Annotated in this window: 21 protein-coding genes and 2 tRNA genes; 14 read left to right on the forward strand and 9 right to left on the reverse strand. The window is 64.1% G+C overall.

The features are described 5' to 3' along the window. Positions 1–12: 12 nt before the first annotated feature. On the reverse strand, positions 13–2,862 hold the full coding sequence (locus tag ACO06O_RS15740) for a [protein-PII] uridylyltransferase (protein WP_421881758.1): 2,850 nt from the start codon (positions 2,860–2,862) through the stop codon (positions 13–15). 142 nt (positions 2,863–3,004) lie between these two features. On the opposite strand from ACO06O_RS15740, the gene ACO06O_RS15745 reads away from it, so the two are divergent. Next, a complete protein-coding gene (locus tag ACO06O_RS15745; RefSeq protein ID WP_421881761.1) occupies positions 3,005–3,901 on the forward strand; it encodes a sulfotransferase family protein in 897 nt (298 codons plus the stop codon). Between the two features lie 19 nt (positions 3,902–3,920). Here ACO06O_RS15745 and ACO06O_RS15750 read toward each other — a convergent pair whose 3' ends face one another. The 4 genes from ACO06O_RS15750 to pcaD all read right to left on the reverse strand — a co-directional run bounded on the left by ACO06O_RS15750 (position 3,921) and on the right by pcaD (position 8,563). Beyond that, positions 3,921–4,763 (reverse strand): ABC transporter permease, encoded by an 843-nt coding sequence (locus ACO06O_RS15750; RefSeq protein ID WP_421881764.1) that lies wholly within the window; start codon positions 4,761–4,763, stop codon positions 3,921–3,923. A 17-nt stretch (positions 4,764–4,780) separates the two neighbouring features. Further along, positions 4,781–5,644 (reverse strand): ABC transporter permease, encoded by an 864-nt coding sequence (locus tag ACO06O_RS15755; protein WP_421881767.1) that lies wholly within the window; start codon positions 5,642–5,644, stop codon positions 4,781–4,783. A 144-nt stretch (positions 5,645–5,788) separates the two neighbouring features. Beyond that, the gene (locus ACO06O_RS15760; RefSeq protein WP_421881772.1) at positions 5,789–7,474 is read right to left on the reverse strand and encodes a methyl-accepting chemotaxis protein; all 1,686 of its coding nucleotides are present in this window, start codon (positions 7,472–7,474) and stop codon (positions 5,789–5,791) included. A 306-nt stretch (positions 7,475–7,780) separates the two neighbouring features. Beyond that, positions 7,781–8,563 carry a 3-oxoadipate enol-lactonase gene (pcaD, locus tag ACO06O_RS15765; RefSeq protein ID WP_421881776.1) on the reverse strand — a complete coding sequence of 261 codons (783 nt, stop codon included), beginning with the start codon at positions 8,561–8,563 and terminating at the stop codon, positions 7,781–7,783. 120 nt (positions 8,564–8,683) lie between these two features. On the opposite strand from pcaD, the gene ACO06O_RS15770 reads away from it, so the two are divergent. From ACO06O_RS15770 to ACO06O_RS15790, 5 genes are all read left to right on the forward strand, one after another. Next, entirely contained in the window at positions 8,684–9,118 is a 435-nt protein-coding gene (locus ACO06O_RS15770) for an acyl-CoA thioesterase (RefSeq protein WP_421881779.1), read from the forward strand. Continuing rightward, positions 9,111–9,512 (forward strand): RidA family protein, encoded by a 402-nt coding sequence (locus tag ACO06O_RS15775; RefSeq protein ID WP_421881781.1) that lies wholly within the window; start codon positions 9,111–9,113, stop codon positions 9,510–9,512. The genes ACO06O_RS15770 and ACO06O_RS15775 overlap by 8 nt, the downstream gene beginning before the upstream one ends. A 116-nt stretch (positions 9,513–9,628) precedes the next feature. After that, a complete protein-coding gene (locus ACO06O_RS15780) occupies positions 9,629–10,333 on the forward strand; it encodes a hypothetical protein (RefSeq protein ID WP_421881784.1) in 705 nt (234 codons plus the stop codon). 107 nt (positions 10,334–10,440) lie between these two features. Continuing rightward, positions 10,441–10,845 (forward strand): Fur family transcriptional regulator, encoded by a 405-nt coding sequence (locus ACO06O_RS15785; RefSeq protein ID WP_421881787.1) that lies wholly within the window; start codon positions 10,441–10,443, stop codon positions 10,843–10,845. Between the two features lie 25 nt (positions 10,846–10,870). Next, positions 10,871–11,365 carry a PAS domain-containing protein gene (locus ACO06O_RS15790; RefSeq protein WP_421881790.1) on the forward strand — a complete coding sequence of 165 codons (495 nt, stop codon included), beginning with the start codon at positions 10,871–10,873 and terminating at the stop codon, positions 11,363–11,365. 201 nt (positions 11,366–11,566) lie between these two features. Here ACO06O_RS15790 and ACO06O_RS15795 read toward each other — a convergent pair whose 3' ends face one another. Next, the gene (locus ACO06O_RS15795; protein WP_421881793.1) at positions 11,567–12,529 is read right to left on the reverse strand and encodes a hypothetical protein; all 963 of its coding nucleotides are present in this window, start codon (positions 12,527–12,529) and stop codon (positions 11,567–11,569) included. Positions 12,530–12,639: 110 nt separating this feature from the next. Continuing rightward, positions 12,640–12,726: transfer RNA gene (locus ACO06O_RS15800), tRNA-Leu, on the reverse strand. Positions 12,727–12,872: 146 nt separating this feature from the next. Here ACO06O_RS15800 and ACO06O_RS15805 point away from each other — a divergent pair. Genes ACO06O_RS15805 through ACO06O_RS15820 form a run of 4 tightly spaced genes read left to right on the forward strand, consistent with a single transcriptional unit; the run spans position 12,873 to position 15,864 of the window. Continuing rightward, positions 12,873–14,126 carry a PAS-domain containing protein gene (locus tag ACO06O_RS15805; protein WP_421881795.1) on the forward strand — a complete coding sequence of 418 codons (1,254 nt, stop codon included), beginning with the start codon at positions 12,873–12,875 and terminating at the stop codon, positions 14,124–14,126. A gap of 36 nt (positions 14,127–14,162) precedes the next feature. Next, positions 14,163–14,711 (forward strand): SiaB family protein kinase, encoded by a 549-nt coding sequence (locus ACO06O_RS15810; RefSeq protein ID WP_420418559.1) that lies wholly within the window; start codon positions 14,163–14,165, stop codon positions 14,709–14,711. A 50-nt stretch (positions 14,712–14,761) separates the two neighbouring features. Next, positions 14,762–15,142 carry a SiaC family regulatory phosphoprotein gene (locus tag ACO06O_RS15815; protein WP_421881798.1) on the forward strand — a complete coding sequence of 127 codons (381 nt, stop codon included), beginning with the start codon at positions 14,762–14,764 and terminating at the stop codon, positions 15,140–15,142. A gap of 23 nt (positions 15,143–15,165) precedes the next feature. After that, on the forward strand, positions 15,166–15,864 hold the full coding sequence (locus ACO06O_RS15820) for a diguanylate cyclase (protein WP_421881801.1): 699 nt from the start codon (positions 15,166–15,168) through the stop codon (positions 15,862–15,864). Between the two features lie 21 nt (positions 15,865–15,885). On the opposite strand, the gene ACO06O_RS15825 is transcribed toward ACO06O_RS15820, so the two are convergent. Both ACO06O_RS15825 and tsaD read right to left on the reverse strand, forming a co-directional pair. Continuing rightward, positions 15,886–16,884, reverse strand: a complete 999-nt coding sequence (locus tag ACO06O_RS15825; protein WP_421881804.1) for an NAD(P)H-dependent glycerol-3-phosphate dehydrogenase — start codon at positions 16,882–16,884, stop codon at positions 15,886–15,888. Next, positions 16,881–17,963: a tRNA (adenosine(37)-N6)-threonylcarbamoyltransferase complex transferase subunit TsaD gene (tsaD, locus tag ACO06O_RS15830; protein ID WP_421881807.1), complete on the reverse strand. Its 1,083-nt coding sequence runs from the start codon at positions 17,961–17,963 to the stop codon at positions 16,881–16,883. The genes ACO06O_RS15825 and tsaD overlap by 4 nt, the downstream gene beginning before the upstream one ends. Before the next feature lie 86 nt (positions 17,964–18,049). Here tsaD and hemC point away from each other — a divergent pair, with 86 nt between their 5' ends. From hemC to ACO06O_RS15850, 4 genes are all read left to right on the forward strand, one after another. Then, positions 18,050–18,970 (forward strand): hydroxymethylbilane synthase, encoded by a 921-nt coding sequence (hemC, locus tag ACO06O_RS15835; protein WP_421881810.1) that lies wholly within the window; start codon positions 18,050–18,052, stop codon positions 18,968–18,970. After that, positions 18,963–21,290 (forward strand): uroporphyrinogen-III synthase, encoded by a 2,328-nt coding sequence (locus tag ACO06O_RS15840; protein ID WP_421881813.1) that lies wholly within the window; start codon positions 18,963–18,965, stop codon positions 21,288–21,290. Before hemC ends, ACO06O_RS15840 begins: the two co-directional genes overlap by 8 nt. Further along, complete coding sequence (locus tag ACO06O_RS15845) at positions 21,287–22,552, forward strand: heme biosynthesis protein HemY (RefSeq protein WP_421881816.1); 1,266 nt, start codon at positions 21,287–21,289, stop codon at positions 22,550–22,552. The genes ACO06O_RS15840 and ACO06O_RS15845 overlap by 4 nt, the downstream gene beginning before the upstream one ends. A gap of 329 nt (positions 22,553–22,881) precedes the next feature. After that, a tRNA-Thr gene (locus ACO06O_RS15850) sits at positions 22,882–22,957 on the forward strand. Positions 22,958–22,976: the final 19 nt, after the last annotated feature.

Below are 22,976 nucleotides of genomic sequence, written 5' to 3' on the forward strand. Positions count from 1 at the left end.
CCGGGCACGGGATTACTCCGCCGCCTGCGCCTTCTGGCGGGCGGCGCGTTTGGCCTGGGTCTTGGCCAGCGCCTTCTTCGCCAATTTGGTCGGTGGCGGTTCGGTCTTTTCTTCGCCGTCCAGCAGGGCGTAACGCAGCGCCTGGCGGATCTGGTCCAGCTTGCCCTTGTGTTCGACCTTCATGCCGAACGTATCCTTCACATAAAAGACGTCGACGACCTGTTCGCCATAGGTCGAGACCTTGGCCAGGACGATCTGAAGCCGCTGTTCCACCAGGGCGGCGGTCAGCTTGTAGAGCAGGCCGGGCCGGTCGCGGCCGTTCACCTCGATCACCGTGTGACTGTTCGACGCCTGATTGTCGATCAGGACGCGCGGCGCGACGGTGAAGACCCGGGTGCGCGACGGCAGGGCGGATTTCGCCCGTTTGATCAATTCTTCCATCGGCTTGATTTCGCCGGCCAGCGATTGGCGGATCAAGACCGACAGGCGTGCCAGACGGTCCGGCCGTGCGAAGGCCCCACCTTCCGCGTCCTGCAGCAGGAAAGTGTCCAGCGCCATGCCATCCTTCATGGTCGAAATCTTGGCGTCGACGACCGTGGCCCCGGCCAGCGCAATGGCACCCGACAGACGCGCGACGAGACCCGGGTGATCGGTGCAGTAGACCGTCAGTTCCGTCACCGCCTTGTCCATGTCGATGCGGGTTTCGAGGGTCAGCTCGTCGGTGCGCCCATTGGCCGATCGAACCAGACGCGCGTGCCGCGCCAGCGTGTCGTCGTCCAATGCCAGGTAGTAGCCTTTGCCGCCGCGGGCCAGATGGGTCGCGATCTCCGCTTCCTGCCAACCTTCCTTTTCCAGCCGCTCGGCCAGGCGCGCCTTCGCGGCCTCCGCCCGGCGGATACGCCCTTCCGATGCCGAGGCGCCGGACATCACCTCTTCCGCCCGCCAGTACAGTTCCCGCAGCAGCGTCGCCTTCCAATTGTTCCAGACATTGGGCCCGACCGCACGGATATCCACCACGGTCAGACACAGCAGCAGCCTCAGGCGTTCCGGCGATTGCACCAGATCGACGAAATCCTGAACGGTCTTCGGATCTTCCAGATCGCGCTTGGTCGCCGTCATCGACATGGCGAGGTGATGCAGAACCAGCCAGGCGACGGTTTCGGTGTCTTCCGCATTCATGCCCAGGCGCGGGCACAATTCGCGCGCAACCTCCGCGCCCAGTTCGGAATGGTCCCCGCCCCGTCCCTTTGCGATGTCGTGCAGCAGCGTCGCGACGTAAAGCACCTCACGCGACTGCACCTGGCGGATCACCTTGCTGGCGACCGGGTGATCTTCGTTCAGCAGGCCGCGTTCGATGCGGTTCAGGATGCCGATGGCGCGGATCGTATGCTCGTCCGTCGTATAGACGTGATACATGTCATATTGCATCTGCGCGACGACACGGCCGAAATCGGGCACGAACTTTCCGAACAACCCGCATTCGTTCATCTGCCGCAGGGTCTTATCCGGATCTTCATCGGCACACAGAATGTCGACGAACAGCCGGTTCGCTGCCGGATCGTCACGGAAAGCCGCGTTGATCTTGCCCAGCGCCCGCGTCACGGCGGTCAGCGCATCAGGATGCAGTTCCAGCCCATGGCGATTTGCAACACTGAAAATGCGCAGCATCTCGATCGGGTTCTCCCGAAAATACTTCTTTTCGGGAATGGACAATCGCTGACCGTCGATTGGGAACCCTTCCATCTCCCGCCGGAACAACGCTGCCGGAAGACGCAGCAGGCCCCTTCGCTTCTGGGCCGCTTCGAAGGCCGCAAGAAATATCCGGGTCAGATCCCCGACGTCTTTTGCAACAAGAAAGTAATGCCGCATAAACCGCTCGACGCCGCTACCGCCCGCCCGGTCGGTATAGGCCATCCGGTGTGCCAGTTCGGGCTGTACATCGAAGGTCAGACGCTCTTCCGGACGGTTCGCCAGATAGTGAAGGTGGCAGCGCACCGACCACAGGAAGTTCTGCGCCCGCCCGAAACGATCGATCTCGGACTTGGTCAAGCCGCCTTCGGTCGTCATCTGGGAGATATCGTCGACGCCATAGAGGAACTTCGCGGTCCAGTACAGGGTGTGCAGGTCGCGCAGCCCGCCCTTGCCGTCCTTGATGTTCGGTTCCAGCACATAACGGCTGTCGCCCATGCGCTCATGCCGGTCGTCGCGCTCGGCCAGTTTCGCATCCAGGAAATCCGTCTCCCGCCCGGCGACGACGGTTTTGCGGAAACTGGTCCGCAGTTCGGAGAACAGCGCCTTGTCGCCCCAGATATACCGGGTTTCCAGCAGGGCCGTGCAGATCGTCCAGTCGGATTTCGCCTGGCGCAGGCATTCATCGACCGACCGCGTCGAATGGCCGACCTTCAGGCCGACATCCCACAGCGTATAAAGGATTGTCTCCACCACCTGGTCGATCCGGGCGGCGGGCTTGCGCTGGTGCAGGAACAGCAGATCGATATCGGATTGCGGCGCCAACTCGCCCCGGCCGTAGCCGCCGACCGCGACGACGGCGATTCGTTCGGATTCCGTCGGATTCGGCGCCGGATAGAGATGGGCCGATATCGCGTCGTAGAGAACCCGGATCGTTTGATCGATCAGAAAGCAATTCGCACGGACGCATTCGGCCCCGTCCTGGTCATCGAAGAACCGGTTGCGGATTTCCTCGCGACCCTTGGTCAGCGCCGCCTTCAGAATCGGCAGCCACGCCGCGCGCACTTCGGCCTCGCCCTGAATGCCCTGAACGGCAGCGGCCAGTTCTTCTTGAAGCGTCAGCCGGTCGACGATGCGGCGCTGTTGCTTCACTTTCACAGTAGTATCGATCATGCCCCTAACCTAGTGGGGCAGGCGTTAAAATGGAAGCGCCTGAGACACCGTTTGACGAGTGGCACGGCGCGGTCCGAAAGGGTTCCCATGTCGCGCCCCATTCTTTAGCCTGACCGTGACGGAACGAGGGGGAGGGTCCGGGGTGAACGATGCGGTCAGATGGCAGGATATCGCCAGAGGCGTAACACGGGTGGAGGCGAAAACCGTCCTGTTCGTCACCGGCGCGGTAAAATCCGGGACAACCTGGACGCAGCTATGGCTGGACCGGCATCCGCAGATCGCCTGCCGAGGCGAGGGCTATTTCTTCAACAAGTTCGCGGGCGCGCTTCAGACCCTGTGCCGGGAAGCGTCCGACATGATCGAACAGCAGAACCAGCACAAGGGCGAGAAACTACCGGAGTTTCCGCGCATGGACCTGCCCGTCGTGCAGTATCTGCTACGTCAGTCCGTGCTGAGTTGCCTCTCCCTGTATGGCGGCGGTGACGATATCACCGTTGTCGGCGAGAAGACGCCTTCGACAATCCTGACCTTGGATACGGTCTTCGATTTGTTTCCCGACGCGCGGGTGTTGAACGTGGTGCGGGATGGCCGCGATGTCTGCATTTCGGCCTGGCACGACAATCTTCGCAAGGCGCCGGATGCGTTCAAGCAGCTGTATCCGACATTCGGAACATTTCTGCCCGACATCGCGCAGATCTGGGTCAATCATCAGGTCCCGGCCCTGAACGCGGCGGAGAAATGGCCGGGCCAGCTTCGGCAAATTCAATACGAAGATTTGCTAACCACTCCGCATGAGACGGTCGCCGCCACCTTCGATTGGCTGGGCGTCGACAGCGGTCCGGACCTTGTCGCAGCCTGTTTGGGGGCGACCGACTTCCGGAAACTGGCCGATGGCAGAAGGCCCGGAGAGGAAGACACGGATTCCTTCTTCCGCAAGGGCACGGCGGGCCAGTGGCGTGACGTCATGACCGAGGAACAGCAACGGGTCTTCTGGGAAATCGCAGGGGCCGCGATGACGGCTCAAGGCTATTCCCGGTAGTCGCACCCGGGTTGAAGCGTCAGGATTTCAGCTTGTAACCCGTTGCCAGCAGCCGCGCCGCGATCGCCAGCAGAACGGCAAAAACCGCGAGCCCGATTCCTGCACCGATCAAGGGGTCCGTCTCCGACCGGCCGGTCGCGGCCCAGCGGAACCCGTCGACCAGATAGTAGATCGGGTTGGCTTGGAACACGGCGCGCCAGGCACCTTCCGGCACCGCCGAAATCGGGAAGAACGTGCCACTGAGAAAGATGATCGGCAGCGTCAAGAAGGTTTCCTTGCCCGCGAAGGAATCCCATTTCGGCGAAAAGATCGCGTTGACCAAACCGGCCATGGAGAAAATTCCCGCGGCAAGACACAGGAACAGGAAGGCGGCCACCGGATTGTCCGGTAGATCGAAGCCGAAGGGCATCATCACCACCCCGATCATCGCGCCGACCGCGACCGCCGCCGTCACCGCGGTGACAAGATAGGACACCAGAATTTCCAACGGGCTCAACGGCGAGCCCAGAATGTCCTGCATGCCGCCGGATTCCAGCTTGTCGAACATGATGGAATACCCCGTGGTCTCAAAGGCGCGCTGCATCGCCGCCGAGGCGACCAGCCCCGCGGCCAGGAACTGGATGAAGTCCAGCCCATCCACGGTAAGCGCGTCGCCCGCCGCCAGGGTGAAGACCGATGCGAACAGAACGGCCTGGATCGCCGGACCGACGATAACCATCCCGAACCAGCGGATTTCGCGCATCGCCTCGCGCCGGATCAGGCTGATCAGGCCGATGACATTGGCCAGTCGGAACAAGCGCGGGCGCGGCGGTCCGGCATCGGCAAAGGCCGTGGTCCTGGCGCGTCCTGTCGCGGCGTCCATGTTCAGGGTCTCCGCGTTCAGTTCTTCAGCTTGTAGCCGGTATCGACCATCCGCCAGGCGACGATGGCCAGCGCCAGATTGATCCCGAACATGATCGTCATACCCATCCAGGCCGGCGCGTCGGACACGCCGATGAAACCGCTGCGGAATCCGTCGATCATATAGAAGAACGGGTTGAAGAAGGCGATCGTGTAGAAGGGTTCCGGCAGGCGCTCGATCGAATAGAATGTCCCGCTCAGGAAGGCGAAGGGCGTGATGATGAAATTCGTGATCGCGGCCATATGGTCGAACTTGTCGGCCCAGATTCCCCCGATGATCCCAATCAGACTGAGCATCAACGACGCGCTGACGCCGTGATAGAGGATCAGACCCGGATTCGTGATTTCGAACGGCACGAACAGCCACATGCACAGCCCGGTCGACAGGCCGACGATGACCCCGCGCGTCGTTCCGGCCAGCGCGTAGGCCGACACGAATTCCACCGAATTGATCGGCGGCATCAGCACATCGACGATGTTGCCCTGAACCTTCGAAATCACCAGCGAGGAGGAGGTGTTTGCGAACGCGTTCTGCACCATCGCCATGACGATCAGACCGGGCGCCAGGAAGATCGGGAAGGGCACGCCGTGGACGGTCTCCACGGCCCGGCCCAAGGCCAGGGTAAAGATCGCCAGGAACAGAAGCGTAGTTACGACGGGCGCCGCGACCGTCTGGGTCGCGACATTCAGGAACCGCCGGACTTCCTTGGAATAAAGGCTGCGCCAACCGACCCAGTTCACGGATCCAAAAGCACGCGGGCCACGGACGCCGCGGCGCACGGACTCAGCGGCGGCGGCGGGTTTCGGCGGAATGCTGCCGCCATCGGAATGCGTTGTCGTCATGGCGGCGTACCCTATTCCGAAACGGGACCAAGGCAAGCCCTACAGGGGGGCGCCAAGGAAAAAGCGTGTCGCCCGGCCGGAAAGAATCCGGTCGGGTCGCGGGGCGGATATAGGGCCGCCCCTTGGCGACGGCCAGCAAAAAAATCAGGCGGTGCCGGATTTGGCCGCTTCACCCGCGGCGCGCGCCATGGCGGCCGACATTTCATTGGCGACGCTGGTCTGCTGGCCCAGAGCGGAGGCGGTGGATGAGACGCGCTCCTGGACCAGTTCGATCTTGTGCCGGATATCGGACAGACCTTTGATCACTTCCGCCGAGACGCCGCGCAGGTTGGAAATCTCGGTATCGATCTCGGCCGTTGCCTTGCGGGCCTGATCGGCCAGGACCTTGACCTCGCTCGCGACGACGGCAAAGCCCTTGCCGGCTTCGCCCGCCCGGGCGGCCTCGATCGTGGCGTTGAGGGCCAGCATGTTGATTTGATTCGTGATCTCACCGATCGCCACGGTAATCCCGCCCATGGAATTTGCCGCACTGTCCAGGCGTTCGGTCGCGTGGCCGGTGTGGGAGACCTCGTCGACCGCGCCGGTCGTCAGGTCGTTGCATTGGTCCATGCTGGCCGCGATTTCTCGGACGGAGGCGTTCATCTGCTCCGCCCCGGCGGCGGTCTGCTCCAGCAGATTGCCGATATGCTCCGCCCGCCGGCGGGCCTGAACCTCTCGGGTCACGTCGGTCGCGAATTTCACAACCTTTACCGGTCGGCCGCTCATATCCCGGATCGGGTTATAGGTCGCCTGAATCCAGATTTCCCGACCGCCCTTACCGATGCGCCGAAACTCGCCTGATTGAAACTGTCCCTGGTTCAACGCGGCCCAGAAAGCCTTGTATTCGGCGGTATCGGCCTCGCCTTTCGGCATGAACTGCGAATGGTGCCGCCCTTTGATTTCAGAGAGCTGATAACCCACCGCATTCAGAAAGTTCTCGTTCGCATCCAGCACCTTGCCGTCCAGGTCGAAGGAAATGACCGCCTGCGACTTCTGAATGGCCTGCAACTGGCCATCGGCATCCGCCGCACGCATTTTCTCGGCCGTGATGTCGGTCGCGAATTTCACAACCTTATAGGGGCGGCCATCGGCATCGCGGATCGGGTTGTAGGATGCCTGAATCCACACTTCCCTCCCGCCACGCGCCAGGCGTCGGAACTCTCCGGCGCGGAATTCCCCACGGCGCATCGCCTGCCAGAATTCCTCATAGTCCCGACTATTCTTGGTCTCCGGGTCGACGAAGGTCGAATGGTGCCGGCCGACAATTTCCGATTCCGAATAGCCCATCGCCTTCAGGAAATTGTCATTCGCCTTACGGATCGTGCCATCCAGATCGAATTCGATCACCGCCTGGGACAGGTTGATCGCATCGATCTGGCCCGACAGGTCCGCCGATCGCTGTTTCGCGGCTGTGATGTCGGTCGCGAATTTCACAACCTTGTAGACCTTGCCGCTGCGGTCGGAGATCGGAGCGTAGGTTGCCTGAATCCAGACCTCTCGGCCGCCCTTTGCCAGGCGCTTGAACTCGGCGGTCTTGAACTCACCCTTTCGCAGAGCATCCCAGAATTGACGATAGGCCTCGCTCTCTCGATAGGCCGGATCGACGAAAATCGAATGGTGCCGCCCTTTGACCTCGTCCAGACCGTATCCCATCAGCGACAGAAAGTTCTGATTGGCGGATCGAATGGTGCCGTCCGCCTGAAATTCGATAACGGCCTGCGACCGGTTCAGCGCGCCAAGCGTCTCTTCACTGTCCCGATTCGCACCGCCAAAAATTTGCGTTAACGCCATTAGTCTGCGCCTCAATCCGATTATCTGATGGGAAAACACCTGGACCAGCCGGTGTACGACCGGATATTCGACCTCGATATTCACGACGAAGCCGCCGGTGAAATGCCGGCGGCGCATCGAAACTCAATGAGATCAAATACGGACGCTTTCGTTATCTATTAACATTTCCTTAATTGCAGACAAGCGTAATGTTATAACCTTCTCGCCATATTCATCATATAGGCGACAAATACAATTTTTGCGAATGTTCGACCTCGCATGAGCCTGAAATTCCGGTTCACGCGGCATGTCTTCGCCTTATCCTGGCTAAAGGTTCAGAAATTCGATGATGTGCCGGGCGACCGCGTCGGGCTGTTCGACGCAGGGCAGGTGCCCCGCGCCCGGAATGGCCATGTAGCTGCCATTCGGCAGCAGGTCGGCGAGGCTGGCCACCAATTCCGTCGGCGTCGCCTTGTCTTCCGTGCCGCAAAGGCACAGCGCCGGCACCTCGATCCTCGCCGTATCTTCAGTCAGATCGGCATCCCGGATGGCCGCGCAGATCCCGTTGTAACCCTGGGGTGGGATCGTCGTCAGCATGGCGTGCATGCCGGCATGAAGATCCGGGTCGCGGGTCCTGAAATCAGGGCCGAACCATCGGTCGAGTACGGACTCGACGATCGCCGTCATACCGCCGGCCGCCACGGTTTCGATCCGCGCATTCCAAATTTCCCTGGTCGCGATGATATGGCCCGTATCGCACAGGACCAGTTTCGAGAACCGATCAGGGGCCTTCGCCGCGGCGCTTTGCGCGACCATGCCGCCGACGGACAGGCCGACCAACGCCACCTGGTCGAGACCCAACCGGTCGAGGATGCCCAAAAGGTCGTCGCGCAGATCGGTCATCGCATAGGGGGCCGGCGGCGCACTGGTCAGGCCATGGCCGCGCATGTCATAGCGCAAGACCCGCACCGACGGCGGCAGACGTTCCACGACGCCGTCCCATATCCGGAAATCCGTACCCAGGGAATTCGCGAAGGCCACGACCGGCGCGCCGGCCGGTCCGTCCAGCGCAATGTGGTGGGTCAGTCCGTCAATGGTTTCGAAGCGCATGTGATCCTCCGTTCAAGCCAAAACATTTTAAGCTTGAAATAATTTTTGGAAAGGCCGACACTCCGCCCACCTAACCGGATTGGTTTCCGGAACCCTATCAGACGGGCCCAGGAAAAATCGATGGCTGCCTTCGCGACGACGCGCAAGATTTTATTCCAGCACTGCGACCCGGCGGGAATCGTCTTCTATCCGCGCTATTTCGAAATGCTGAACGCGGTGGTGGAAGAATGGTTCGACCTGGAACTGGGCGTCCCCTTCGCGGAGCTTCACGGCGCGCGGCATAGCGGGATTCCGACGGTGTCGATCGACGTGCAGTTCAAGAAGCCGAGCCGCCTGGGCGAGGAAATCACCATCGAATACGGGATCGAAAAACTGGGCGGTGCCAGCCTGACCGCGCGATTCGCCTTTCTGGGTCCGGAGGGCGACCTCCGGCTGGAAGGACGTCAGGTCCTGGTCCATACCGACCTGGAAGCGCTGAAGCCGACCCCCTTTCCCGACGATCTGAGAGCCCGAATGACGCATTTCCTTTTGGAAGAGGACGCAAGCGATGCATGAAATTCTCCATCCCTCCAATTGGAAGAAGGCGTCGGGCTACGCCAATGGCATCGCGGTCCCGGCGGACGGCAAGACGCTCTATCTGGGCGGTCAGATCGGCTGGACCGGCGATCAGCAGTTCGAAAGCGACGATTTCGTCGACCAGGTTCGCCAAGCCCTGGCCAATATCGTCGCGATTCTGGCGGAGGCCGGAGCCGGGCCGGAACATCTGGTGCGTCTCACCTGGTATGTGACCGATAAGAAAGAGTATCTGGCGCGCCTGCGCGAGGTCGGCGAGGCCTACCGCGCCGTGCTGGGTCGGAACTTTCCTGCCATGACGATGGTTCAGGTCGCCGCGCTGGTCGAGGACCGGGCGAAGGTCGAGATCGAAGCGACGGCCGTCCTGCCGTCCTGAGCCTTCAGCGCCGTTTACGCTGCACCGCACTCTGCACGCTTGACCGCCGTCCCGTTTACGGCCACACATCCAGGACGCCCGATTTGCGGCGGCACAATCCCGGATATCGCGCGCACATGCTCTGGACACTCTCGCTCGGGCTGATGATCGGAATGCAGCATGCGCTGGAGGCGGATCATGTGGCAGCGGTATCCTGCATCGCGGCGCGCGAAAAATCCGTCCGGCGGATCGTTCGCCACGGCGCGGTCTGGGGGGTGGGCCACACCGTCACCCTGATGCTGGTCGCCGGCGGCGCGTTGCTTCTGGGCGCCTCCTTGCCGGACCGGTTTTCGCTCTATCTTGAGGCGCTGGTCGGCGTCATGCTGTTCGCCTTGGGCAGCCACGTGCTCTATCGTCTGATCCGCGAAAGGGTGCATTTCCACCGCCACCGCCATGCCGACGGTACGGTTCACCTTCACGCGCATTCCCATGGCGGCGCGCCGGCGCGGCCCCATGCGCCCGGTCACGATCACGACCACCCGGCCGGACTGCCCTGGCGCACCTTGCTGATCGGCATGACCCATGGCCTGGCCGGATCGGCCGCCTTACTGGTGCTGACCGCCGCCGGATTACAGTCGCCCTGGACGGGCGCGCTTTATGTCCTGATGTTCGGGATCGGGTCGATCCTGGGCATGGCCGTTCTGTCGGCCCTGATGGCGGTGCCGCTGGCCTGGACCGCCAAGGCGATGACCTGGACCCATCGCGGCCTGCAGGGCCTGGCCGGCGGCGCGACCGCGATGCTCGGCCTCTGGATCGCTGCCGATTGTGTCACCCGGCTCTGACCGGACGCAGACACGACGGTCGCCGCGCCCCGGGCATATCTGATAAGCTTGACCGGGCCGCCGCAGGCAGGGACCCTGAGGCGGGCAAGCAAAGGGAATGAGCATCGATGACGGAAGGCCGTCGCACATTGACCAAGAACGAGGCGCTGGTCTTCGGCGCGCTGCGCAAATCGGACCAACCGATGAGCGCCTATGCGCTGTTGGACAATTTGCGGGATGACGGGCTTCGGGCCCCGGTTCAGGTCTATCGCGCGCTCGACCGGCTGGTCGAGTTCGGCATGGCCCACCGTCTGGAAAGCCTGAACGCCTTCGTTGCCTGCAATCACCCGGATTGCGATGATGCCGGCCAAACCGCCTTCGCGATCTGCGACAGTTGCGGCAAGGTCACGGAATTTTCCGATCCCGCCCTGGAAACCCGGCTGGCCGACTGGGCGAACCGGGCATCATTCGTTCCAAACCGAACGACGGTGGAACTGCGAGGTCATTGCGCGGATTGTTCCGACCGCCGCTGATCGCCGTCCGAGAAAGGCGGGTTTGGTGCAGAACGACAAATCGACGCCTCCCCAACCGGATGACGACGACCGGGAAGCGGATGCGCAATCCCCTGAAATACGGGCCTTTGCAGCGCTATGGCTATCCAAGACCTTCGGCAGCCGCCTGCCTGCCCGCACCGACCTGACCATTGAAGAATTGCAGCCCTGGCTTGGCCGGTTGCTGATCATGGACGTCTTGGATGGCGGCGCCGATTTTCGCTACCGGCTGGTCGGCACTCTCATCGCCGATGCCAATGATCGGGATCTGACCGGCAAGCGCGTTTCCGAATGCCAGTATGACGGCCATCGCGACCATGTCCTGGCGTCCTTCCGTGCCCCGATCGATGCTCGCGGTCCGGTCTTCCGGAACGGACATATGGTATGGAATCCTGCAAAGGGCTGGCGCCGCTACGAAAGCGTGCATTGTCCGCTGGCGACCAATGGCTCAGACGTCGATATGACGATTGGATTGCATGTTTATTTTCAGGATGACGCCTGACAGCACCGCCGAAATCCGTGCGATCGCCGCCAAGCAGTTCAAAACCTGGCCAACCAGGTCACCGGCAAGGTCGCGCCGGCCGTCCAGGGGCCTGCGTCTCGACCTACATCCCAGCGGGACAACATCTGATCAAACCGTTCTCTAGGAGGACGATGGCGAAAGGGCCTTGCACGATATTGTCTGCGGCCAAGCCGTATCGGCTCAAAGCACGAACAGTTCGGTCGCTGCGCCGTCCTTCTCATAGCCGCGCAGCATCAAGGTTCCGGCGCCGGCATCCATCTCCGCGGCCATCCGCGTATCGGCGTTCAGTATCGGCGCGGCAAGCCAAGCCAGCGGCGACGCCGCCGCATCCCGAATTCGGGCGCGGCGGGTCGCGTTTTCCTTGCCGCGCGGATGCCCGGTCAGGTCGCCGCTCAACCAGTCATTCGCCACCGCCTCCGGCGCGGCGTGAATTCGCGTTTCCACGCCCAGATGCTCGATAACGCAGCCCTCCCCCGGCCTCGTTCCGGCCAAGCTGAACAATGCGGGCAGCGCGATCGGGGTTTCGCGGATCATCCGGACGGCCGCAGTGTAATCCGTGCAGGTTTCAAAAACGCGCCGCGCCAAATGGGCGGGCGGCAGCGCTCTGCTGCGCCCGACCTGGACACGATCCCACAGCCAGCCCGCCGCGACCGGCCAGCCACGCTTCAGGCGCAGGGGCGCCTGATTGATCGCCAGCGAGAACCGACCCGGTGCCATCCCGGTGATCAGTCCCGCGAAACCCGGCCATGTGATGTTGTAGAACTCGCCCGCCGCGCCGGTCTGATGGGCTACGATCAGCTCCCGTCCCAGCCCGTCGAAGGGCCAGTCCAGGGTCCGGCGCATCGACATGCCGCCGGACTCGGCCTCAGCGACGGCAGTGGTGCAGCCCCATTCGTAACAGAAATTCATGAACCAGATGCCGCGCGGCATACCCGCCGCCAGCTCGGCGATTTCCGCGCGGTAGGGATTGTCCGTCCGCGCCGCCCACCGCGAACTGCGCCCATCGAACAGGGTCACGACCGGCGCCGACATCTTGCGCTTGCCGGCCACCAACAACCGCTCCGCCCCGGCCCGGTGGGACCGGCACAGTAGCGCGGCTCCGCCCTCTCGGATATCGACCAAAGGAATCACAGGCAAGGTCATCTTCTGTCTCTCTCAAGATTTGAACATTGTTCAATTACTGACAGACATAAGAAAATTCAAGACCGAATCTAACGATTTCGATCCCGCCACGCGACAATCTTTAATCGGAATGGTGCCCCCGGGGAGACTCGAACTCCCACTTCCGTAAGGAAAACAGATTTTGAGTCTGCCGCGTCTACCAATTCCGCCACAGGGGCCTCAGCCGGGTGAATAGGCGAAAAAGGGGGGACCTTCAACCGGTTTTGCGCACCATGGAAAACTGGCGCCGGAAAAGAAGGCTCGCCACGGCGGGGGCGGCTGGGCTACCCTTGGCGCGATTGTGGTGAGGGGACCGTTAGGAACGATGTCGGAGACGGCAGATAGCGCTGTGCGCCTGGGCGGTCGGCGCGATGACGATCACGCCGCCAAGCTTCTGCGCGAGGCCGCGTCGGAAATTACGCAAGGCCTGTTGGTCGTCGACGGCGATCTGACGATCACCTTTGTCAACAACCCCTATCGCCGCTTTTTCGGATTCGCCCCGGACGACCCGATCGTCCAGCCGGGACAGCCGCTGGAGGCCATGCTTTGGACCCTGGCGGCGCGTGGCGAGTATGGTCCGGGACAACCCGGCAAACATGTCGAAGACCGGCTGCGCCCGGTGCGCGACGGCAGCGAGTATTCGACGGAACGGCTGCTCAGCAACGGCCGCTATGTCGAGATCTCCGGTCATCCCCTGTCCAATGGCGGCTATGTCTTCACCTTCACGGACGTCACCGACCGGGTCGAAGAAAAGAAACGGCTGGACCAACTGGTTCGCGACCGGACGGAGGAATTGCATCAGGTCAACAGCAAGCTGATCGACGGCATCGAATATGCCCGTCTGATCCAGACCGGCATCCTGCCGCAGAAATCCTTCTTCGATGCTCAGATCGGGCCCAACTTCCTGCTGTTCAAACCGGCCGATATCGTCGGTGGCGATTTCTATATCGGTGTGAAAACGGATTACGGCACCTATGTCGGTCTAGGGGACTGTACCGGCCATGGCGTGCCGGGCGCGATGATGACCATGATGGCCGCCTCCGTCTGTCGCCGCGCGATCAACGAGACTGGGGTCGGCGGCCCGGCCGCCGTGATGATGGCGATCGACCGTATCGTACGAATCAACCTGCATCAGACCGAGGCCCAGGTCGGCCCCGACAACGGTCTGGAACTGACGCTCTGCCTGCTCGAATCCGATGTCGGCCGCGTCCGGGTCGCGGGCGCCGGGCTGGACGTCTTCGTACAGACCAAGGGCCGGATCGACCGGGTGCGCGGCACGAAGCACGGTCTGGGTTACGGCCGACAGACCAGTTCCGCCACGTCGATTCAGGAAACCGTCTTTACCGAGCGCGAGGCGGAGCGGATCTTCCTGACCTCGGACGGAATCCTGGACCAATCGGGCGGCGACAAGGGATACGGCTATGGCCGACGCCGGCTGACGGACGCCCTGCAACAGGGCGCGAATCTGTCGATCGAAGAGCAGGGCGCCCATCTGGCGGCGGATGTCGAGACCTATAGTAAGGGCTATGTGCAGCGCGACGATTTGGCCGTATTGGGCTTTTGCCTGAAACAATCGTAAAGTCGCGGCTATGAAACGTTGGCCGAAGGATGCGGCATGAATCAGAATGACATGACGGCCCTGCGCGAGATTTTCGAGCGCTGCCACATCGTTCTCAGCTTCAACGGTCCGTTTTCGCAGAGCGTGATCGAGGAGCTGGGCGAGGCGATCCGACGCCACCTGGAGGCACAGACCCAGCCGCGTAAGCGCATCGCCGACGTCTTTTCGGTCTATATCGAGGTCACCCAGAACATCCGGCATTATGCCGAAAGCTGCGGCAGGGACGACGCCCATACCGCACGGCTGAACGCCGGTACGGTGCTGATCGCACGGGAAGGCGACGAATATGCGGTGGTGTCGGGCAATCTGGTACTGAAGGACCATGCCGCCGCGCTGTCCGAAAAGCTGGATTCGGTCATAGCCATGGACGAACCGGCGCTGAAGGCCGCCTATAAGGAGCGCCTACGCGCCCCGGTCGAAGATGGGGCCAAGGGCGCGGGACTCGGTTTTCTGCAGATGGGTCGGAAGGCGTCCAGGCCGCTGTCCTACAGTCTGTCGGATGCGGATGAGGATCACGCCTTCTTCACCTTGACAGTGGTGATCTAGCGCTTGAAAAAGAAGGCCTCGTCGGGGGGCGACACTGGTTGGGGACGAGCATGGTCGAACGTATCACGATAGAAGGGACCCGGTCTTCGCCGGCGGTCGACTGCGACCCGAACAAGCGGGTCATTCATCTATCGGGCGAATCCTATCCGGAAAACACCTTCGACTTCTATCGTCCGATCATCGCCTGGCTGGACGAGATTCTGGATGAAGAGGCCGGTCTGCCGGTCACCTTGGAAATCGCGCTGTCCTATCTGAATACGGGCAGCATCAAATCCATGATGGATATGTTGGACCGGCTGGACGAGGCCCATGGCAACGGCGCCGAAGTGTCGGTGATCTGGCGTTGCGACCCCGAGAATGAGCGGGTGGTGGAACTCGCCGAAGAATTGCTGGAAGACGTCTCCCTGCCTTACGATATCGTGACGGACTGACTCCTGGATCTAAGGGAAGACCGTTGGCGGACCAGAACAAGACGGACGCGCGCATCGACGCGCTGTTGGAACGGTTGGACCAGGTCACGCCGGAGCTCCAGGCCGAGGTCGAATGGTTGGTTGGCCGTTACCGGCGACTGGACCGGAATCTGGACAAGATATCGCGGATGAGCGACCGGATGCAGGCGCAGATCCTGGATCTGAACGATCAGTTGCGCGCCGCATCGATCACCGACCCGTTGACCGGCATGGCCAACCGGCGCGGCGCCCATGACGCGCTGATCGCCGAAACCCGCGCCTATCTGGAAGCCGATCTGCCGTTCTGCGTCGCGCTGTTCGACATCGACCATTTCAAGGCAGTCAACGACACCCATGGCCATGATGTCGGGGATGAGGTCCTGGTGGATTTTGCCGCGCGCCTGTCTGGCGCGATGCGCGATCGGGACATGATCGCGCGGTGGGGCGGCGAGGAATTTCTGGTCCTGATGCCGGAAACCGGAATGGACGATGCCAGTATTCTACTGGAAGGTTTTCTGGAAATGCTGCGGGCCCGGCCGATCAAGACCGCGAACGGTCCGCTCAGGATCACCGCGAGCGCGGGTCTGTGCCGCTATATCCCCTCGGACGAAGGATATGACCGAACGGTCTACCGGGCCGACCAGGCGCTCTATGCGGCCAAGACCGCCGGTCGCGACCGATGGGTGATGGCGGAGGAGTCGTAGGCGCTATCCAGGTCAGATGGGTCAGGAGCGGAATTCGCTGGCGGTCGGCCGTTCCATCAGTTGCGCGATGGCCGCATCGACATCGAGCTTCTGGTCCAGAATGGCGTTGACCATTTGGGTGATCGGCATGTCGACGCCGGCCCGTGCCGCCAGTGCCGCAACCGCCTGGGCCGACCAATAGCCTTCCGTGACCGCGCGTCGGGCCGTCAGGACTTCGCCAATCCGCCGTCCTTCGCCCACCGCGATGCCGAACGACGTGTTCCGCGACGTCTCACTCATCGCGGTCAGGATCAGATCGCCCGCCCCCGCCAAGCCCATCAGGGTCTCGGCCCGGCCGCCTTCCGCTACGGACAAGCGCACCATTTCGGCGAGCCCCCGGCTGACCAGGGCCGCGCGCGCGTTCTCCCCCAGTCCGCGGCCGGTGGCAATTCCAGCCGCCAGCGCAATGACATTCTTGATCGCGCCGCCCAACTCCGCCCCGACTGGATCGTCGGACAGATAGGCGCGCAGCGTGCCGGATCCGACCCCCGCCTGAATGCGCGCGGCGGCGTCTTGATCTTCGGCGGCCAGCGTGATCGCCGTCGGCAGGCCGCGCGCGACCTCCGCCGCGAAGGTGGGGCCGGAGAAAACGCAGGCCCGCGCCGCCGGCAACGCCTCCGCCAGAACCTCACTCATCCGCTTCAGGGTCCCGCGCTCGATCCCCTTGGCGCAGATCGCAACCGGCAGCCCGTCCGGCAGCACCGGCGCGGCAGCTTCCGCAACCGACCGCAAAACCTGGGCCGGAACGGCCAACAGGGCAAAGTCAGCACCGCTCAGCACTTCGGCCAAATCCGTCGACGCGGCGATGCCGCGCTCCAACGCGACGCCGGGCAACCGTCCGGGATTGGACCCGGCCGCAATAGCCTCCGCGGCCTGCGCATTCCGGACCCAGATCCGGACCGGCCGGCCGGCGCGACGCGCGACACAGGCCAGCGCAGTTCCCCAGGCCCCGCCGCCCAGGACGGCTACGGTTCCGCTCATTCCGCCCCCCTATCCGATGCCGCTGCGGACAAAGTCGCCGTGGACAGTTCCGACAAGGGCCAGCGCGGGCGCGGCTTGAAGTCCAGCCCGTCCGTCAGCCCCAGACGCAGCCGCTCCAACCCGGCCCAGGCGATCATCGCCGCATTGTCGGTGCACAGGCCAATCGGCGGCGCGGCAAAGGCTATGGCTTCGTCGGTGGACAGGGATTGCAATGCCCCGCGCAAGGTCGCATTGGCGGCGACGCCGCCGGCGACCACCAGCGTGCCACCCACCCCGTTCTGCGCATGGAACAGGCGAATGGCGTTGCGCGTCCGGTCGACGATCACATCGGCCACCGCCTGCTGAAACGCGGCGGCGAGATCGTCGCGGTCCGCCGGATCCAGCGCACCGTCCGGCCCCGCAGGCAATTTGTCGGCGGCCTGCCGCACGGCGGTCTTCAGGCCCGCAAAGGAAAAGTCGCAGCCTTCCCGACCCGCCATCGGCCGGGGCAGAGAGAACCGTCCGGGATCGACCGCCAGGCGGGCGGCCTCTTCCACCGCCGGGCCGCCCGGATAGCCGAGCCCCAACAGTTTCGCGGTCTTATCGAAGGCCTCGCCGACCGCGTCGTCGACCGTACCACCCAAGCGTTCGTATTGCCCGACCGACCTGACGGACAGCAACTGGCAATGCCCGCCGCTGACCAGCAGCAACAGATAGGGAAAGGCGACATCGTCCGTCAGGCGCGCGGTCAGGGCATGGCCCTCAAGATGATTTACCGCGACGAAGGGCAGCCCGGCACCCAGCGCCATGGCCTTGCCCATGGTCGCGCCGATCATCACCCCGCCGATCAGACCGGGTCCGGCCGTCGCCGCCACCGCGTCGACCCCGTCCAGCGACAGGTCCGCTTGGCGCAGCGCCTCCGACACGATCCCGTCCAGATGAACCAGATGTGCGCGCGCCGCGATTTCCGGGACGACGCCGCCATAGGGCCGGTGGTCGTCCAATTGCGACAGAACGACATTCGCCAGGACGCGCCGTTGGTCGTCGACCACGGCCGCCGCCGTCTCGTCGCAGGAGGTTTCGATGCCCAGTACAATCATGACGCCGCAGGATGTAGCCTATGCGGACCGGATGCGCTACAGGTTCCGAAAGTTCAAGGTTACGCTACCGGCCGGAAGGACCCTTCATGGCGCCGACAATCGAGAAAGTCACACTGGGCACGCGCGGCTCTCCCCTGGCGATGCTGCAAGCCGAAGAAGTGCGCGACAAGTTAACAGCCGCCCATCCGGGCCTTCTGGTCGATATTGTCGAAATCAAGGTCGTCGGGGACCAGATCCAGGACCGGCCCCTGGCGGAAGTCGGCGGCAAGGGCTTGTTCACCAAGGAACTGGACCGCGCGGTTCTGGACGGCCGCTGCGATGCTGCCGTGCATTCGATGAAGGATGTCGAGACCTGGCTGGCCGACGGTATCACGCTGGCCTGCCTTTTGGAGCGGGAGGACGTGCGCGACGCTTTCCTGAGCCCGGTCGCGGGCAGCCTGGCCGACCTGCCGGTCGGCGCGCGGGTCGGGACCGCATCGCTCCGGCGCAAGGCGCAGATCCTGGCGCAGCGCCCGGATGTGGAGGTCGTGCTGTTCCGCGGCAATGTCCAGACACGGCTGCGCAAACTGGAGGAACGGGTCGCCGACGCGACCTTGCTGGCCATGGCGGGGCTCAACCGCCTCGGCATGGCGGAAGTGGCGACCAAGGCCCTGGCGCCGGAGGAGATGCTGCCCGCCTGCGCCCAGGGCGCGGTCGGCGTCACCCTCGCGACGAACCGGCCTGATCTCGCCGCCCTTTTCGCCCCCCTGAATCATGAGGAAACCGCGATCCGCGTCCATGCGGAACGGGCCTTCCTGGATGTGCTGGACGGCACCTGCCACACCCCGATCGCCGGATTGGCGGAGGTGCAGGGCGGCACGGTCCGGTTTCGCGGCCTGGTCGCCCGGGAAGACGGCGCGCGCGTGCTGACGGTCGAACGGTCCGGTCCGGTGGCGGATGCCGTTGCCCTGGCGCGCGACGCCGGCGCTCAGCTTCGCACCGAAATGGGTGACACGTTCTTTGACTGATACCGACGATCCCTCCCCCAGCCCGATCATCCTGGTCACCCGTCCGGCCGAGGACGCGGCGCCCCTGCTGGACGCCATCCGGGCCCTGGGCCTGGACGGTATGATCGAACCGATGCTGCGCATCGAGCCCGTTGCGGATGCCGAGGTCGACATCGATGGATGCAAGGCGCTGTTGTTCACCTCCGCCAATGGCGTACGCGCCTTTTCCCAGCTTTCCAGCCGTCGCGACCTACCGGTCCTGACCGTCGGCCCGGCCAGCGCGCAGGCGGCGTCAGAGGCCGGTTTCGAGGATGTCGAGGCGGCCGCCGGAGATGTCGACGCACTGGTCCAGTCGGTCAGGGCGCGCTTCTCACCAGGTGATGCGCCGTTCTTTCACGCGGCGGGAACCGTTACGGCCGGCGACTTGAAGGGACGCCTGGAAGCGCTCGGATACCAAGTGCGTCGGGTCCCGCTCTATCGCGCCGAACCGGCATCGGAGCTCAGCGACGCCTGTCTTTCGGCCTTCGACACCGGACGAATCGCCGCGACGACGTTTTTTTCTCCCCGTACGGCCGCAGCCTTTGTTAGGCTATTGCAGGACTCGGGCCGTGCGCCCCGTGCGCGTACGGCCTGGGCGGTTTGTCTCAGCGACGCCGTAGCGGCGGAAGCCGGAGGCGTCGAATGGACTGGGATCAGAGTCTCGGACAGCCGGGAATCGAATGCGATGATTGCCGCGATCGCCGATTTGTTCGGGGCGGTAGCATCTAACAGGGCAGGTGCCATGACGGAAGACAAGAAAACCCCGGAAGAAGAGGTCGAGGGCGACGCGGTGGCGGAGCCGGTCCAGGACCTGAACGCCGACGCCGTCATCGACGCCTTTGGCGGCATCCGGCCGATGGCGTCCAAACTGGACGTCGCGGTCAGCACCGTTCAGGGCTGGAAAACGCGCGGTCATATTCCGGATTCCCGCTGGCGCGACATCATCGCCGCTGCGGGTGCTCATGACATCGACCTCAGCGTTGCCCTACCCAATGGCGGCGCGGCACCGGCCGAAGAGCCCGCCGCGGCGGAGGAAGCCACCCCCTGGGCCGAGACGACGGAAGAACCGGCCCAGGACGTTCCGGACGACCAGGAGCCCGCGCCCACACCGGAAGTATCGGAAGAGGCCACAGACCGTGCGGCGGAAGAAGACGTAGCGGAATCGCCCGTCGCCGAAGAAACGACGACCGAGGCAGAGGCTGCCCCCCCGGCCCCCGCGACCCAGGGCGGGGGAAAGCTGGCCCTGCTGGTCGGCGTCGCGGCCCTGGCGGCGGTCGTCGCGCGTCCCGTCTGGGCGCCCTATGTCGATCCTTACCTTGCGAAATACGCCCCGCAACCGACTGCCGGGACGATCACGCAGGCCGCACCGCCGCCCGACCTGTCCGGTGAGCTCGCGGCGCTGGCCTCCGATATCGCTGCCTTGCGTCAACGCGTCCAAGGCGTGGAATCCCGGCCGGTGGCGACCGGCGGCGATTCCGATGGCGGCGCGGCGACCGCGTCTCTGGACGGCAAGCTGTCGACGTTGGAGACGGATTTGGCCGCGCTGCGCGGCGCGGTCGACGATATCCGAGCCGGGCTGGAGCGCGACACCGATACCCGCGACCGGCTGCTGGAGCGGTTGGGCGTGATCGAAAGTCTGACCCAACAGGCCACGGCCGAGGCCGAGCGGGCCATGGCCGGATTGGCCGGCGTCGAGGCGACAATCCAGCGCCAAGGCGACGCCATCGCCGCACTGGAATCGCGCCCCGCCATCGAGGGAGCAGCCCAGGCCGGTCTGGCGCTGGCCGTCGGAGACGTCGAATCCGCCATGGCGGACGGACGCCCCTTCCCGGACGCGCTGGACCGCCTGAAATCTTTGGCGGACGGCGACCCCGGTGTGACGGAGGCCGCGGCTGCATTGGACGGCGTTGCCGCGTCGGGCGTTACGACCCGCGCCGAATTGCTGGCGGCATTCCGCCGCGACGCCCCGGCGATGCAGACCGAGTTGGGCAAGACGGACGGCGACGTGTTGGACACCCTGATGGATGGCGCCCGGGCCCTGGTTTCGATCCGCCGCAAGGGCGACGCGCCGGACGACCCACCGGTCAGCCGTGCCGAAGCCGCCTTGCTGCGCGGTGACCTGACCGGCGCCGTCGCGGCCCTGACCCCGGTTCGCGGCGCGTCGGGCGCGGTCGATACCTGGCTGCAATCCGCGGAAGCCCGACTATCGGCGGAAGCCGCCCTGCGCGACCTGCGCCGGGCTGTCGCGGCGGGCCTCAGTGGCAGTGCCTCTCCCGCGAGCACGAATGGGGACGGCACATGACCTGGCGGGTTCTCTGGTTCCTGATCAAGCTGGGCGTCATCGGCGCCCTGGCGGTGTTCTTCGCGTTGGAACCCGGTCGCGTGACCTTCGACTGGCAGGGCTGGGTCGTCGACATGCCGGTCGGTGTCTTCGCCCTGATCATCCTGGTCCTGGTGCTGCTGTTCATCTATGGCGAGCGCATTCGTCAGACCGTGTTCCGCTTCCCCGGACGCTGGCGCGCTCAGCGCAAGGCCATCCGGGAGATGAAGGGCTATCGCGCCCTGACTCTGGGCATGGTCGCCGTCGCCGCAGGCGATCGCGACGAATCCCGGCGGCAATCCCGCCGCGCCAAGGACCTGCTGACCGATGCGCCGCTGACCAAGCTGCTGCAGGCGCAAAGCGCGCGCCTTTCCGGCGACGATCAGGCGGCGGTCGCCTATTTCGAGGATATGCGCGGCGATCCCGAGGTCGCCTTCCTGGGACTACGTGGATTGATGACCCAGGCACTGCGTGCCGGTGACAAGGCACGCGCCCTGGAATTGGCCGAAGAGGCACGCCGCCTGCGGCCGTCCGCCAAATGGGTGCTGCTGGAACTCCTGGACCTGCAAATCAATGCCGGGCGCTGGGCCGGGGCGTTGAAGACGCTGGACGATGCGGAACGGACGGGCGCGCTGCCCAGCCCGGAAGCGGCCCCGATCCGCGCCCGCCTTTCGGTCAAGCAGGCGGAATTGCTGTCGATCAAGGGCGAGGACGCCCCCGCCCTGAAGGCCGCACAAACTGCCCTGAAGGCGGACCCTGCCAATGCCGAAGCGGTGACCCTGGCCGCCGGCCTGATGCGCCGGTCCGGCAAGGAGCGCAAGGCCGAGAAACTGGTCGAGGACGCCTGGCAGAAGGCGCCGGGGCCGCAATTGGCGGCCGCATATCGCGATTTGGCACCGGAGGGCACCTCCGCCCTGTCCCAGGTAAAGCGCTTCGAAAAGCTCTTGAGCCTCGCGCCGGACGATGCCGAAAGCCATATGGCCCTGGCCGATATCTGCCTGGACGCCGAATTATGGGGGGAGGCCCGCTCTCACCTTGCCAAAGCCCTGGATATTGTAGGAGAGCCGGTGCCGCCGCGCCTCTGTCGTCTCTGGGCCCGCCTGGAACAATCGGAACATGGCGATCTGACCGCCGCGCATGCCTGGCTGATGCGGGCGACGGAAGCCGAGGCCGCACCGGTCCCGGCACCAGCCGACGCGCCGTCCAATCTGGGAAGCCATCGCGATGACGGGGTCGCCGTCTGAGAGGGCCCAGGCCACCGCCAAATCGCGGACAAAAAAAAGGCCGGACGGACCGGCCTGAGTCTGACTTGGAGGTAGAAGGCTGCGGATCCTGCGCGGCGGGGGACGGATCCTTTTGGATCAAAGCGCCGCTCGTTTCCGCGTCCTTCTGAAGCTAATATGGGTCACATACGGCCCGACTTAAGTGATTGCCGTCACATTGCCCCAATTTTTTCGTCTTTCCTGCCTCATTTCCCGTCGATTTGCAGTCAGGTCGGACTTGCAATGCGTCGCCGGTGCGGATAAAACCCAGCCGCCCGACGCTTCCGGCATTCGGGCGCCCGTCGTGGCGGGCCGCCATAGCTCAGTTGGTAGAGCGGCGCATTCGTAATGCGTAGGTCGGGTGTTCGAGTCACCCTGGCGGCACCACTTCTCCCCCTGACATCCG

Origin of the sequence: Pacificispira sp. (genome assembly GCF_965228185.1) — a bacterium.
Classification (GTDB): Bacteria; Pseudomonadota; Alphaproteobacteria; order UBA8366; family Aestuariispiraceae; genus Pacificispira.